Origin of the sequence: Paenibacillus xylanilyticus (assembly GCF_047246825.1) — a bacterium.
Lineage (GTDB): Bacteria > Bacillota > Bacilli > Paenibacillales > Paenibacillaceae > Paenibacillus > Paenibacillus xylanilyticus_B.
The window spans coordinates 1-14,063 of sequence record NZ_JBFOLB010000009.1; the positions used below are offsets into that span (position 1 = coordinate 1).

Consider the following 14,063-nt stretch of genomic DNA (forward strand, 5'->3'; position numbering starts at 1 on the left):
CCTCTAGCGCCGATGGTACTTGGACCGAAGGGTCCTGGGAGAGTAGGACGTTGCCAAGCAAAGAACCACTGCCGATGATATTCGGTGGTGGTTTTTATTTGTTTATATTTAAGCGTAGAGCAAACACAGTAAAAATAAAGTTGAACATAGATCAAAGAGAAGGCTCTGTTAATTAAACAGAGCCTTCTCTTATTTTTATGGAATCGGAAGCAGGTTCCGAGCGATGAATATATATAGGGGAGAATCCCCGTTGAAATATTGATCTATCCTAGCTCTAATTCTTAAATAAGATAACATTTCAATATAATTAAGACCAGTTAGCGGCCTGTGGTACTTTTTTCTTGTGAATATTTAGTCGTCGGGTGCGTTTGACTCGTTGCTTTTTCTGATCTTCCAGTAATTGCTTGACGCCTCTGATCAGAAGCCGATATCTCAATTCATCATCATGTCCCAACTTATGCATCTCTTCGAAATACGCTTTGTTCATTCGTTCGTACACCATCCAATCATGTTAATGATTCAACAGTATCATAGTGAACTTAACAAATTCTGAACAACTGCGGCTTCAATCAGATGTAACAGACCAGAGAAACTAGAGTAATAGATTAAAAACAATGGAACATAAAATCGTAAACTCATGAGAAGCAAGTTCAGATTAGCAATCTTATGACTCAGAAAACTAAGCTCTGGCTTTCCACCGCTCATACCAACTCCGAATTTCAGCTGTTGGCGCAGTATCCAGATCTTGCTGAAGCATGCATTGGATGGTTTGGTACCGTGCCTCTACGGAGGCGTAGTCCCCCAAGTAATCATAGATCTCCATTTGTCTCAAATAGGCTTCTTCATAGTATGGATGTATATAACTGAGGCGCTGGTATAACGCCAGAGCTTCCATCCAGTTTTCCTTTTCTGTATAATAAGCAGCCAACTTGAGTGCATGGTGTATAAAAAGGTTACGCAGTCGCTCCCGTTCAGACAAGGTCCATAGATAATCAAATTCTTTCAAGTAATCATCTTTGTATGCATCAATGATCTCTCTTGCCTCTTGTTCGTTATCAGGTGTGATTCCATCCAAGCTACGAATGGACTGTTCCCACTTTTTCGTGAGGTTAATGTTGCTCTCCAGCCGCATACAGTATCCTTCTGCTCCACTTGTTTTCTCAATGGGAAGATCCACGTTGACCTGTTTGAGACAGCGGCGTATATGATAGACCGTTGTATATAAGTAGCTTCGGGCTTTCTCAATATCTGTATCCGGCCAAATTTGTTCAATAAGGGTATGATTGCTGACAAATTCGTTGACGTGATGAAAAAGCAGTGCAAACAATACTTGAGATTTTTGAGTGCGCCACTTAATCGGCAGTTCCTCGGAACCTCTGCTTATTTTCAATGAACCAAACATGCTTATGGTTACCTCTGTGGGTTCTTCATTGGCAGCAGAATAACTTAAACGTTTCTGTATGCGATTTACCGTTTTGGAGAGCCGATCCATGTTCAGTGGCTTAAGAACATAATCCAGTGCATTAAGCTCGAATGCTTCCAGAGCATGGTTATCATATGCTGTAACGAAAACGATCTCAGCCGAAGGACACAGGGAGACCAGCCTTTCCGCTGCTTCCAGGCCATTCATCTCAGGCATCTGTATATCAAGAAAAATGATATCGGGACGTAAGTCCGTAATCTGTTCTATCGCGCTTTCAGCATCCATAAATACGCCGGCAATAGTGATAGGTACCAGCTTTTTGAGTAAGTTTTCCAAATGAATGAGGGCCAGGTGTTCATCATCAATTAACACGGCACGAAACATGGTTAAATGATCTCCTTTCTTAGTTTGATTGGACATGACGTCTACTTGTTGAAAGGTGGCTGAACCTCATCGGGAATGAAGAAGGAAACAGTCGTACCAATCCCAGTCATGCTGGAGATGGTTAATCCTGAATCATACAGCTGCAGGAGCCGACGATTGGTATTTCGCAGTCCAATTCCCCCCAGGGAAGAGCCAAATCGAAGGCCAAGCACTTTGTCGGCTTCTTCCGGACTCATTCCCTTTCCGTTGTCAGAGACACGAAAGTGAACTCCTCCATCTTGACGTTTTACATCTATGGTGAGCGTGCCGCCACTTCTCTTGCTCAGTAATCCATGACGAATCGCATTTTCCACAAGGGGCTGTAGTGTCAGCGGAGGCAGCATAATGGTGTTTAAGTTGGTATCCATGTTGCGCTTGATATCGATTCTTGGACCAAATCGTTCTTTCTCAATATACAGATAGGCATTCACGAGATCCAGCTCATGAGACAGAGGCACAAGCTGCTGCAAATTAATGAATTGGAAACTGTATCTTAGATATGTCGAAAAGGCATCACCCAAGTGTCTCATTTTCTCGGTATCTATTTCGCTAAGTGCCATTAACGAATTAAGTGTATTAAACAAAAAGTGAGGCTGTATCTGCGCTTGCAGATAGGCCGCTTCCATCCGAAGATGCTCTGTGAACGATTGCTTAAGCGTCGTGAGCGCACCTACACGATATCGAAGCTCAAGCGCGTTTACCGGCTTGCTCACATAGTCGCTTGCGCCTGCGGCAAAGCCGTTATAGATATCCTCAGGCTGGCTTCGGGCCGTAAGCAAGAGAACAGGGAGCTCAGCCAGAGTGAATCGGTCTCTTATCCTGCGTGTTAGTTCGTATCCCGACATATGGGGCATCATCACGTCTGCTATAACCAGATTCCAAGGCCTTGAGGATAGCAGCTCCAATGCTTCCTGGCCGGATAGAGCAGGGACTATTTCGTACATATCCCGGGATAGAATTCGCGTGAGTACTTCCAGGTTCACCGGATCATCATCGACTGCCAGAATGCTCATTTTGGTTGCCGGGTAAGAATCGCTCTGCTCCGCAGCAGCAGCCAGGTCATAGACCTGTAGCATATCCGTCGGCCAATCCAAGCGGGATTCCTTCACTTTGGCTTGATCATCATTGGTAGGGTTAACTGATTGTACCTGCTGGCTCGATAACGGCAAATTAAAATAGAAATCTGATCCTCTGCCTGGCACGGAATCTACTTGAAGTTCAGATCCATGGAGTTGAAGCAATTGAGTAGAGATACTCAGCCCCAGCCCAAATCCACCGCTCTCCTTCATGCCTTCAGCACCTTGCTCATATCTTCCCAATACCCGGTGAGATGTGTCCTCATCCATACCAACACCGGTGTCCTTCACATGTACTGAAACGGTATTGCCATAATGAATGGCTTGAATGATCACTTCTCCTTGGGGAGTATATTTGATCGCATTATGCATCAGATTGAATATGACTTGAATCAATCTCTTCTCATCTGCCCAGACCGCAGGCAGCTCTTCCGGGATGTCCACCCGGATCGTGAGCGGTTTGCCTTTGATCATAAACCTCAGCATATCGACTACACCAAAAGCAAGGGACTGCAGCCGAACGGACTCTGGATGGAGAACAATACGTTTTTCCTGGAGCCGGGCAATATCCATCAGATCATTCAGCAATGTGGACATGCGTCTGCCGATCTGGACCAACAATTTCATATCCTGCACACTGGTCTCCTGAAGGGTTGCCTTCTCGTTGCTGATAATGGTTTCTGCAATATTGATAATGCCATGCAGTGGTGTACGCAGCTCATGGGAGGTATTGGCCAGGAATTCATCCTTCATCTTGTCACTAAGTTCCAACTGTAGAGCATAGCGTTCATTTTCCATGGTATGGCGGAAGTACTTTTTGAACCAGTAGGATGAAAAGCAGATGATGGCTGCAATCATATCCATAGGATAAAATGTCGCAGGCAATCCGGTTGCATGCTGTACGATGCCCCAGAGGCAGCTGGACAGTATGGCCAGAGCGGCCAAAATCAGAAATAGGCCATCTGGCAGCTTTTGAATTTTTATTTTGATAATCATCCATAAGGCTACTGCCAACTGCAGGTTGAATATGGCGTAAAACAACCATGCCGATTGCGTTACTGCCGGGAAAGGCATAAGAAACAGACTGACAATATATACAGCACCGACCCCGTAGAGTACCCTGCAAACTTTGGTATGCTGTTTGAAGAAGCTGTGTGTCAGGCTAAGAATCAACGTGGACAGAAGAATATATGAAGTTAGCCTGATTTTGACTGTCCAGGCGTAGCTGAACGGCAGCCACTGAGCAAACAGGTTATCATTGTCTGTTGAGATTGATATGGCTGCGACAAGCAGCAGCAGCGCGAATTTCAGGAATTCTCTTTGGCCTGGTTTGAATAGGAAAAGAATAAAGGCATATATCATGTGCAGCAGCATAATGACGATTGTAAACAACTGGAACCCAATGGAATACCAGCGTTTGGTATCTATCGCAGCCTGAGTACCGAACTGAACAGAAGAGACGATTCCTCCATGGACCTGCTCTGCAAAAGGACGGATCTCCACGTAAAGTTCAATTTCTGAAATGCCGTGAACGTTCTCAGGCGCAACGTAGGAGGCTGTATATGTACTGAACTCCGGATGACCAAAGGAGCGTGGGACATAGGCAGGATCAAACTCCCCAAATTCGGCGGCTACCTTGCCGTTAATGGTGACCCGGGAGGCTGATTGAATCTTGTTGAACCAAAATGTGTATACCTCATCTGGCTTAAGATTAACAAGCATTCGCAATCTATAAGTACCTGGCTCGGAGGCACTTCCTTCCTTGTAGACATCTTGCTTTTTCCAGTCCCCTGGTACTTGTATGGATTGCGGTTTGTTGAATAAATCCGGGGAGGTTCCTATGTCCTCTTGTCCCGGATAAAAATCCCATTCTCCATCCAGGGTAATAGGCTTCGAAGAACTAAGATCCAGTGAAGACAGATCCAGAACGCCTTTATCAATCATCGGCCGCTCAGCGGGCTGTGAGTAATCAAACCACACTAGTCTAAGGGCGGTGAGGATAACGATAAAAGCAATCAGGAGCATTATACTTTTCGGTTTTAAAACAAATGTTGTCCTTTTCATAACTTCTCATATTCGACAAATTTCCCGAAAAACCTTTATGAAAACACGTTTTGCATTCAGCAACCTTTCAGTTGAATATAACGTTATGAACGTTGCCACGCGAAAGGAAATTGCCAACGCAACGACGGACAGTATTGGCCGATCGATATTCGAATTTAATGGTTGGTATTGTCTTTGTCTGATCATTTCCTTTCACAAAATGAGGGGATATAAAAAAACCTGCCGGATCCTTATCAAGGGGGCCAGCAGGTTTTTTAGGTTGTTGATGCAAAGCTTTATTGAAGGGTTAAACCATGTATCCTCTCCGAAACGGCACGTTTTCTATAGTAGACAGCAATAGTCGCAAGGACAAGCATCTCAGAGAGCGGTACAGCAAGCCATACACCAGTTACACCCCAAAATGATGGAAGGACTGAGATCAATGCAATCATGATGATCATTTCACGTGCAGCTGTAATCCAGATTGCCATCTTAGCATTTCCAACCGATTGGAAGTAGGTGCTCATAACAAAGTTAATCCCCATAAACAAGTAGGCAAAAGTAAATATTCTTAACCCGTATACAGCGCTATCGGTGACACTGGTACTAAAGTTTCCAAAGATTTGCACAAAATAAGGCGCTCCCCATTGGACCACAAGCAGCAGAATTACACCACAGGCCAGAGCCGTTCTAGAGGCTATGCGAATCGTTTGTTTTTCTCGCACCAGCTGTTTCGCCCCGTGATAGTAACTGATCAGCGGCTGTGCAGCAGATGCCAGACCCAGAAATGCCAGCAACACTACTCCGTGGATATAATTCAGTACTGTAAAGGATGCCACGCCATCCGTACCCGCAATGCGATCCAGTGAAATGTTGTGTGAAACGGAGAAGACAGACATGCCGAGTTCGGCAAGAAAGCTGGGAAAACCAATAAGAACAATGGTGCCCAGCAGTTTGGTATTCCATTTGAACCGGGTGAAGGTAAGGTTATTCGATTTTTTGAAAAAGTGAGACAGCAGGACAAGCAGGGCAAGAGACGCCGAGACGATTGTACCGATGGCAACACCTTGCACACCCCATTCGAGCACATATAGAGTCACATAATTGAGAACGATATTGGCTACGGCAAAGGTAATCTGCGCGTACATGGAGGTATTGGGATCACCGTCGTTACGGACAAAGATGGTAAGGGCATTTTCAATGGTGAAGACAAACCCGAACAGCAGCATGATGTTCATATAGTCAGCGGCATATGGGAATGTTTCGGCATTGGCGCCCAAGGCATAGACCAACTGATCCTTGAAGGTAAACGCAGTATATCCTATAGCTATCGTAATCAGCAGAATAATCGTTATGGATTTCGTAAATATTTGTTTGGCCGTGGTGATATCCCTTTTGCCCATATAGGTTGAATACAGGGTTGCCCCGCCCATGCCAATCCACAGCGACATGGCAACGAAGAGGGTATATACCGGTGAAGCAATACCAATTCCGGCGAGCGCTGTAGATCCAAGTTTGTGTCCAACCATGATTCCATCAATAATAAAGTTAAAAGCTACTACCAGCATCCCCAGTATGGATGGCACAAGATAACTTACAAAAGCTTTTCCAACGGATTGCTTTTCCAGGGGATGCGTCCAATTCGTATTCATAATGACCTCCGTTTAGTAAACTGAATGTTCGTTTTATAATAAATAATACTGAACGTTCGTTCTGTATAATAACACGGGTTGAATTTGCTTGGCAACTTTTCCTGAGAAACATCGTTTAGATAATAGAGTTAATCAGCGTTAATGCAGTTTTATCGATAAAGAAAAGAGGGAACTGTGATATGAAACAAAATAAATATGATGAAGCTGAGTTTTTCAGCGAATATAGCCAGATGGCTCGTTCCACTCAAGGGCTCAAGGCTGCAGGTGAGTGGCATGAGCTTCAAATGATGCTGCCCGAGCTGAAGAACAAAAACGTGTTGGATCTGGGATGCGGCTTCGGATGGCACTGTCGGTACGCACGAGAGCAGCAGGCCAGATCAGTTATTGGCGTGGACTTATCTGAGAATATGCTGCAGCGTGCACGGGAGATGACGGATGATTCACGAATTGAGTACAGGCATATGGCCATTGAAGATATTGAATTTTCCCCTGAACAATTCGATGTGGTCATTAGCTCGCTTGCGCTGCACTACATTGAACATTTGGAACAGGTATATGCTCGAATCAATACATCCCTCGTCCAGGGTGGTACATTTGTATGTTCAGTGGAACATCCGATCTTCACGGCTCGTGCTGCGCAGGATTGGCACTATGGGCCTCAAGGTGAGATTATGCATTGGCCTGTGGATGACTATCATCAGGAGGGAAAGCGTGTTACCAATTTTCTGAATCAGGACGTAGTTAAGTACCACCGGACATTGGCAACCCATCTGAATGAACTGATCCAGGCGGGATTTGTGATTCAGCAGGTGGCTGAGTCCAAACCTTCGCCTGAGATGATGGATCAAATCCCGGGTATGCGAGACGAGAATCGTCGTCCCATGTTTCTCATGATTGCTGCAGTTAAAGCATGAGCTATCTGTAAAGTTGACTAGAATGGTTAGTATTAGGCGGCATAGCCTGGATAGGGCTTAACCAGTAGGTTCAGATCGTTGGAACCCTGCTGGTTTATTTTATTTAATTTTAGAAAAGGAAATGAGAAAATAATCGGATCGGGAACCAAACCAGAATGGATACAGTCTTATTAAGTGAGGTGAACATCCGTTGGAATATCAATTTCTGGCCCAGGCCCAGACGATCGACAATTACACACTCAGCAGCATGATGGATGACTATGGGAATGATGTGTGGAACTATGCTTACTTTTTGACCAGAAGTACAGAGCAGGCAGACGAAATATCACAGCAAGTATTTATTCAGGCATATTCCGGGATTAAACACTTTCGCGGGGAGTGTTCCCTGAAAACCTGGTTGCTCACCATTACCAGAAATACGACATTTACATACCGGAAATCGAGGTTTTTTCGCAGCAGTTTATGGGGGGAGACACTACCGATTGAATCAGAACAGGGTCCTTCACATATTCGTGAGATGACGCCTGCACAATATGCCCATCCCTCAGCTGAAGCCGAGGTAATAAGTAGGGAGCATGTACATGAAATATGGGACATCGTCATGGCTCTGCCGGATAAGTTTCGTGAGATCTTGTTGCTGCATCTAAAATACGAGCTCACCATGAACGAAATTGCTGAAATGCTGAGAATCAGTGCAGGCACGGTGAAATCGAGGTTATCACGGGGCAAAGATAAAGTGCGGAAGCAATGGGAGGAGAGAAATAGATGAGGTTCAAGGATGAGGACTGGGAAAAAGAAATCCGCAAGGAGCCATTTGCATCGTCTCCTTTTCAAGACCAGCACAAGCAGAATGTACTTCGTCAGGTGGAATGGATGAAAACGGGTGAGGAACATGTCAATGATGCTCCAGATCACAAACAGAAACAACATATTATGAAGCGGAACCGTCGCACTGCTCGTTCACGTCCCCGGAAAGTTGTTGTAGTGACGACAGTTGCGGCAGTAGCTGCAGCAGCTATCTTATGGAATGGACAGGTTCTGGAACCCATTGTAGAGAGGGTGTATCCTGTATCTGCTCTGCAGCTCTCGGATGACCCTAGCATGAACCTGCTAACAAGTGAGATGAAGCAAACTGTGGCTATGTCGATGAGAGACTATCTAGGTAAACAACTGGAAGTCCATTATGCTAAGAAAGGGCCAATTACCGGCTGGGTATATATCGAGGCTGGCGACGTGAATAAATCAGAGTATGCCAAGATGTGGCTGGATGGGAAGACTGGAGCACTGGTGGAAGCCGATATGCGAAGTGAGATGTCTGGCAACGAGCTGGAGCACCGATTTTTGCGTCAAGTCCCTGGTCTTCTTAAAGGAATTAACAGTGATCCAACGTTGAAGCCGATCTCAGCCAGACGTTATGTGAAGATGAAGCAGGGTCAGGAGAAGCCTGTATGGTTCACCACATTATTTTTGGAGAACGGGAAGGGCAGTGGCAGCATTGAGTGGACACGGGATGAAGCAGTTTCGGTTTCTGGTACGGTGAGTAGCGACACAGTATCCACAGATCTGATAACCAATGCGAGAAGCTCGATTGAAGCCTTGTCTGGTGAGCCAGCACCAGCTTTGAAAAGTGTAACGTTTACTCAAAATGATAAGCAGCTTGAAGAAACAACGGCCCTCTATTTTGGTGATCGGTATTTGGTAAGGAGTGTTGGTGGGAGATATAGCAATGAATATACTGTAATGGATTTTCAGAGGGGCGTTCCAGAACTCGTCACCATAGAGGATCAAGAGCAATATATTGAGAAATTACTTACCTTGGACGAAAAAATAATCAGGCAGAATGCAGAACCCATAATCCAAAAAATGTTCGGTATTGATCTTGATAAATATGTCTTTGAGCGGAATACAAACAATATTGGCATGGCAACATTCCACTTGGAAGAGATGGCCAATACGATTCAAGTTCGTTATGAAGAAGATGCACGCATTACCATGATTACAATATCAGATCTATAAGTTTAATCCGTATGGTACAATCCTAATAGCTGAGGAATTGAACATAAGGAGAGCATAATGAAATATTTGGTGAGTTCATGTCTGGCAGGAGTAGCTTGCCGTTACAACGGAACAGCGAGTCTGGATGAGAAGATTCAGGAGCTCGTAGAGCAAGAGCAGGCCATGATGGTTTGTCCGGAGCTGCTCGGCGGGTTCTCCACCCCACGGGAGCCGGCAGAGATTGCCGGTGGCACAGGCAAGGATGTGCTGGCAGGCATTGCGAAGGTGATCGAAAAAAGTGGCAAGGATGTCACAGATCTCTATATCAAGGGAGCCTATCAAACGCTCGAATGGGCCAAAAAACTGGATGTGTCTTGCGTTGTGTTGAAGGAATTCAGCCCTTCCTGCGGTACGCAGGCGATCTATGATGGGAACTTTGCCAACCATAAAATACAGGGTGAGGGTGTTACTGCAGCCTTGCTTCGGCAAGAGGGGTATGAAGTCATTTCGGAAAATGAATTCATGGAACAATTATAAAGCATTCACGGATTTACCATGCCGCTTAGCCAGAACATTCAGTTTCTCAAGCGGCTATTTTCTTTATAACTACACTTTACTTACTTTTAGAAACTGAGAAACAATAATGTGCGTACTTTTAATTTATGGATATAGATACTAAACTAATACTCAAGCAAATGAAAAATAAAGCAGCCCCCGTCGGTGCAGCATACAACCCCAAAATAGAAGAGAAGGGTGTGGAGTTTCATGGAACCTACAACAAAAGCAATGACAAAGGAAGACATCTTAAAAGCGTATCATTTCCGGCATGCAACAAAGGTATTTGATGATTCACGCAAAATTTCGGATGAGGATTTTGAGTTTATTTTGGAAACAGGAAGATTATCACCAAGTTCAATCGGATTCGAACCATGGAAGTTTTTGATTGTGCAAAAACAGGAACTTCGTCAGCGCTTGTCTGAAGTATCCTCCGGGGCTCAGAAGCAATTGGCGACGGCAAGCCACTTTGTGATTATCCTGGCCCGTTCGGACGCAAGTTATAATTCCCCCTATGCGGAGTACATGCTCAAGGAAATCAAGGGCATGCCGGATGACGTATTTGAGTTAACAAGTGCGGCATATGGTAATTTTCAAAATAACCAGCGTCTGCTTGAAAACCCAAGAACCCTGTTCGATTGGGCATCCAAACAGACTTACATTGCCCTCGGCAACATGATGACCTCAGCAGCGCTAATTGGTATTGACTCTTGCCCGATCGAAGGATTCAGCTACCAGGGTGTACATCGCATTCTGGAAGAGGAAGGTTTGCTGGAAGATGGAGCATGGGATATCTCCATGATGGCAGCCTTCGGTTATCGGGCAGAGGACCCCAAACGTGAGAAGTCTCGGCAGCCCATGGACAAGATTGCACAATGGATTGAGTAAATAACTTCGTATAAAGTAGGCCTCTGTTATCTCCCGTCACGTCAAGGAGGTATCAGGGGCCACTTTTGTAATGGCCTACGATTAGATTAAACTCTACACTTAAAAATATCTTGCATATACATAGATGTCTATGTATAATGAGGGCATGCCAAAATACAATGCATTCGCACTAATCGCAAGGATCAGGGATCATGTGAACAAACGAATTATTCAGGAACTGGAGCAACACGATATTACAGGCATTGTTCCATCCCACGGAGATATTCTGATGTTCCTGTACCTTGAAGATTCACTATCCATTAAGATGCTGGCTGAACGTGTTCATCGCACACAGCCAACGGTGACTGTCCTGGTGAACAAGCTGGAGAAGCTCGGCTATGTGGAACGAAGCAAAAGTCCCGAAGACAGCCGGGTGACGTTTATTCGTCTCACAGAGCAAGGACGGCAGTTAAAGCCCATTTTTGAACAAGTATCGGAGACGATTCGTGACATGGTCTATGGCGATATGACGGATGAGCAAGCAGAACAGCTGGAGAGTCTATTGATTGGAATCGTCCATAGACTATAAAAAAAGAGAAAAAATTTTTTTGGGTAAAAACATAGATATCTATGTATAAAGTTGTGTACCATTGGAGTCCATATGAAGCAACATAATATAACACCAATCTGGAGGGATTTTATTCATGAAACATCTTATCGTATATGCACATCCACACGCAGACAGCTTCAATCGCGCTATTCTGAATACAGCAGTAGAGGCACTTGAAGGCCAAGGCCATGATGTTGTTGTTCGTGATCTGTACGCCATGGAATTTCAGCCTGTATTAAGCGCAGCCGATACGGCTTCCATGCGTGCGGGACAGATTCCACAGGATATTGCTGCTGAACAGCAGTATGTCACGGATGCCGATGCCATTACGTTTATTTATCCGATCTGGTGGACAGGTCTGCCGGCGATTATGAAAGGATACGTTGACCGGGTGTTTGCATATGGCTTTGCTTATGCTGCGGGTGAAGCGGGGATCGAGAAGTTGTTGAAAGGCAAAAAAGGACTGATCATCAATACACACGGTACACCTAGTGACATATATGACCAGATTGGCATGACTGCTGGTATGAAAATGACTTCCGATGTCGGAATCTTTGATTTCGTAGGAATTGAGTCCGTGGATCATTTGTTCTTTGGCAGTATCGGATATCTGGATGATGCGGCTTATCAGTCCATGCTGGAGCAAGTGAAGCAAACGGTAAGCACCAAGTTCTAAAGGGTAACCATGCATTAATTGGCAGGTCGATTCGCGTGATGAATCGACCTGTTTGGTTTGCAAAATAGAAGAAAGGGGGTATAATCGTACCCATGGAACCTTTACTCATATTTAAAGCTTTGTCCAACGAGACACGCAGGCAGATATTGTCATGGCTCAAAGATCCGGAGCAGCATTTCTCACCTATGGAATTGTCCCAGCATCCCGATGGAGGGAAGAGCGGAATCTGTGTCGGAACCATTCAGATGAAGGCCGGGCTCGCTCAATCCGTCATATCAAGCTACTTGCTGACCATGCTCAAAGCCGGTCTGCTGCTGTCCGAGCGCAGAGGCCAGTGGACATATTATCGCCGCAACGAAGAAACGATTCGTCAATTTGCCGAGTATGTACAGCACGAGTTATAAGCCGGACGCCAGGGCGGAAGCAAGAATGCAGTTGCAGGCAGGAATTCCGTCCGGATGTAAACGGCAAATAACATTGCTGTGACTCCTATTTTTTGCTTCTTTACATCTATATATCTGGATATACAAAAATATATTTCATCAAAGGAGAACTTTTTATTATGACTACTGACAACCAAGTCCCATCCCCTAAACAACATATTGGCGACGTTAAGCTGTCCATTCTGGATCTGGCTCCTGTCGTTGTAGGTGCAACGCCTGCCGATGCGCTCCGGAACAGTCTGGATCTGGCACAGCATGCGGAGCGTTGGGGATACCATCGCTACTGGGTAGCTGAGCATCATAATATGCCCGGTATTGCCTCTTCCGCTACATCGGTAGTCATTGGATACCTGGCAAGTGGCACGAACACCATTCGTCTTGGTTCAGGTGGCATCATGCTTCCCAACCATGCCCCACTCGTTATTGCCGAGCAGTTCGGTACACTGGAATCGCTGTACCCGGGCCGCATCGATCTGGGACTGGGGCGCGCACCAGGGAGTGATCGCCGGACATCACTAGCATTGCGCAAAGACCTCAACAGCGGAGAAGATTTCCCGGAATTGCTGGCTGAGCTTAGAGCTTACTTTGATGCTTCCGCCACCTCTTATCATGCACCCGTTCGTGCGGTACCAGGTGAAGGTCTTAATGTTCCGATTTACCTGCTTGGTTCGAGTGATTTTAGTGCACGTCTGGCAGGACAGCTTGGATTGCCGTTTGCTTTTGCCAGTCATTTCTCGCCGGATTACACCCGCATAGCGCTTGAAACATATCGAAGCAGTTTCCAGCCTTCTGACACGCTGAAGGAGCCGCATGTTATTGTGGGTGTGAACGCGGTTGTTGCAGATACGGACGAAGAAGCCGCATGGCTGGGTACAACCATGCAGCAGCAGTTCCTGAACATCATCCGCGGGACGACAGGACTGGTGCAGCCACCAGCCGACATGGAAGGCAAATGGACTGACCGGGAGAAAGCCGGAGTGGAGCAGACGCTGAAAGCAGCCGTCAAGGGCTCGCCTGAAACGGTACGTAGACAGCTTGAATCGTTCATTGCCCAGACACAAGCGGATGAGCTTATTATTACATCCATGATCTATGACCATCAGGCACGTCTGCATTCTTACGAATTGATCGCGCAATTGGCGGGCAAAGCTTAAGTTTGGCAGCATCTGTACAAAAGCTGAAATAACGGATTCATGAACGGTTCGTCTCGCAAGGAGGCGGGCCGTTTTTATATATAGTGGGTACATTCCAATGGATATATGAGGCAGTTCTGATTTTTTAGGGTAAAATGACATTACGGTCTATTTTGAAACGGTTAAAAGAGCCGTACGTATAAACCAAGAGCATTATACATATGTTGGCTGTACAAGCTGCTTTATTCGCCAT

The 14,063-nt window shown here is 45.5% G+C and carries 12 protein-coding genes; 9 read left to right on the forward strand and 3 right to left on the reverse strand.

The window, feature by feature from the left end:
* Positions 1–679: 679 nt before the first annotated feature.
* The 3 genes from AB3N00_RS28110 to AB3N00_RS28120 all read right to left on the reverse strand — a co-directional run bounded on the left by AB3N00_RS28110 (position 680) and on the right by AB3N00_RS28120 (position 6,617).
* Positions 680–1,807 (reverse strand): response regulator, encoded by a 1,128-nt coding sequence (locus AB3N00_RS28110; protein ID WP_413037468.1) that lies wholly within the window; start codon positions 1,805–1,807, stop codon positions 680–682.
* Between the two features lie 41 nt (positions 1,808–1,848).
* On the reverse strand, positions 1,849–4,902 hold the full coding sequence (locus AB3N00_RS28115) for an ATP-binding protein (protein ID WP_413037469.1): 3,054 nt from the start codon (positions 4,900–4,902) through the stop codon (positions 1,849–1,851).
* 359 nt (positions 4,903–5,261) lie between these two features.
* On the reverse strand, positions 5,262–6,617 hold the full coding sequence (locus tag AB3N00_RS28120; RefSeq protein WP_413037470.1) for an MATE family efflux transporter: 1,356 nt from the start codon (positions 6,615–6,617) through the stop codon (positions 5,262–5,264).
* A 179-nt stretch (positions 6,618–6,796) separates the two neighbouring features.
* On the opposite strand from AB3N00_RS28120, the gene AB3N00_RS28125 reads away from it, so the two are divergent.
* The 9 genes from AB3N00_RS28125 (at position 6,797) to AB3N00_RS28165 (ending at position 13,831) form a co-directional block, all read left to right on the forward strand.
* Positions 6,797–7,531: a class I SAM-dependent methyltransferase gene (locus tag AB3N00_RS28125; RefSeq protein WP_413037471.1), complete on the forward strand. Its 735-nt coding sequence runs from the start codon at positions 6,797–6,799 to the stop codon at positions 7,529–7,531.
* 190 nt (positions 7,532–7,721) lie between these two features.
* A complete protein-coding gene (locus AB3N00_RS28130) occupies positions 7,722–8,300 on the forward strand; it encodes an RNA polymerase sigma factor (protein WP_413037472.1) in 579 nt (192 codons plus the stop codon).
* Complete coding sequence (locus AB3N00_RS28135) at positions 8,297–9,547, forward strand: hypothetical protein (RefSeq protein ID WP_413037473.1); 1,251 nt, start codon at positions 8,297–8,299, stop codon at positions 9,545–9,547. Before AB3N00_RS28130 ends, AB3N00_RS28135 begins: the two co-directional genes overlap by 4 nt.
* A gap of 57 nt (positions 9,548–9,604) precedes the next feature.
* Positions 9,605–10,063 carry a DUF523 domain-containing protein gene (locus AB3N00_RS28140; protein WP_413037474.1) on the forward strand — a complete coding sequence of 153 codons (459 nt, stop codon included), beginning with the start codon at positions 9,605–9,607 and terminating at the stop codon, positions 10,061–10,063.
* Between the two features lie 228 nt (positions 10,064–10,291).
* Positions 10,292–10,969 (forward strand): NAD(P)H-dependent oxidoreductase, encoded by a 678-nt coding sequence (locus AB3N00_RS28145; RefSeq protein WP_413037475.1) that lies wholly within the window; start codon positions 10,292–10,294, stop codon positions 10,967–10,969.
* 145 nt (positions 10,970–11,114) lie between these two features.
* Positions 11,115–11,537 carry a MarR family winged helix-turn-helix transcriptional regulator gene (locus AB3N00_RS28150; RefSeq protein ID WP_413037476.1) on the forward strand — a complete coding sequence of 141 codons (423 nt, stop codon included), beginning with the start codon at positions 11,115–11,117 and terminating at the stop codon, positions 11,535–11,537.
* A 115-nt stretch (positions 11,538–11,652) separates the two neighbouring features.
* Positions 11,653–12,234 (forward strand): NAD(P)H-dependent oxidoreductase, encoded by a 582-nt coding sequence (locus AB3N00_RS28155; RefSeq protein ID WP_413037477.1) that lies wholly within the window; start codon positions 11,653–11,655, stop codon positions 12,232–12,234.
* Positions 12,235–12,326: 92 nt separating this feature from the next.
* Positions 12,327–12,638, forward strand: coding sequence for an ArsR/SmtB family transcription factor (locus tag AB3N00_RS28160; RefSeq protein ID WP_413037478.1), 312 nt, complete (start codon positions 12,327–12,329; stop codon positions 12,636–12,638).
* 158 nt (positions 12,639–12,796) lie between these two features.
* Positions 12,797–13,831 carry an LLM class flavin-dependent oxidoreductase gene (locus AB3N00_RS28165; RefSeq protein WP_413037479.1) on the forward strand — a complete coding sequence of 345 codons (1,035 nt, stop codon included), beginning with the start codon at positions 12,797–12,799 and terminating at the stop codon, positions 13,829–13,831.
* Positions 13,832–14,063 lie beyond the last annotated feature (232 nt).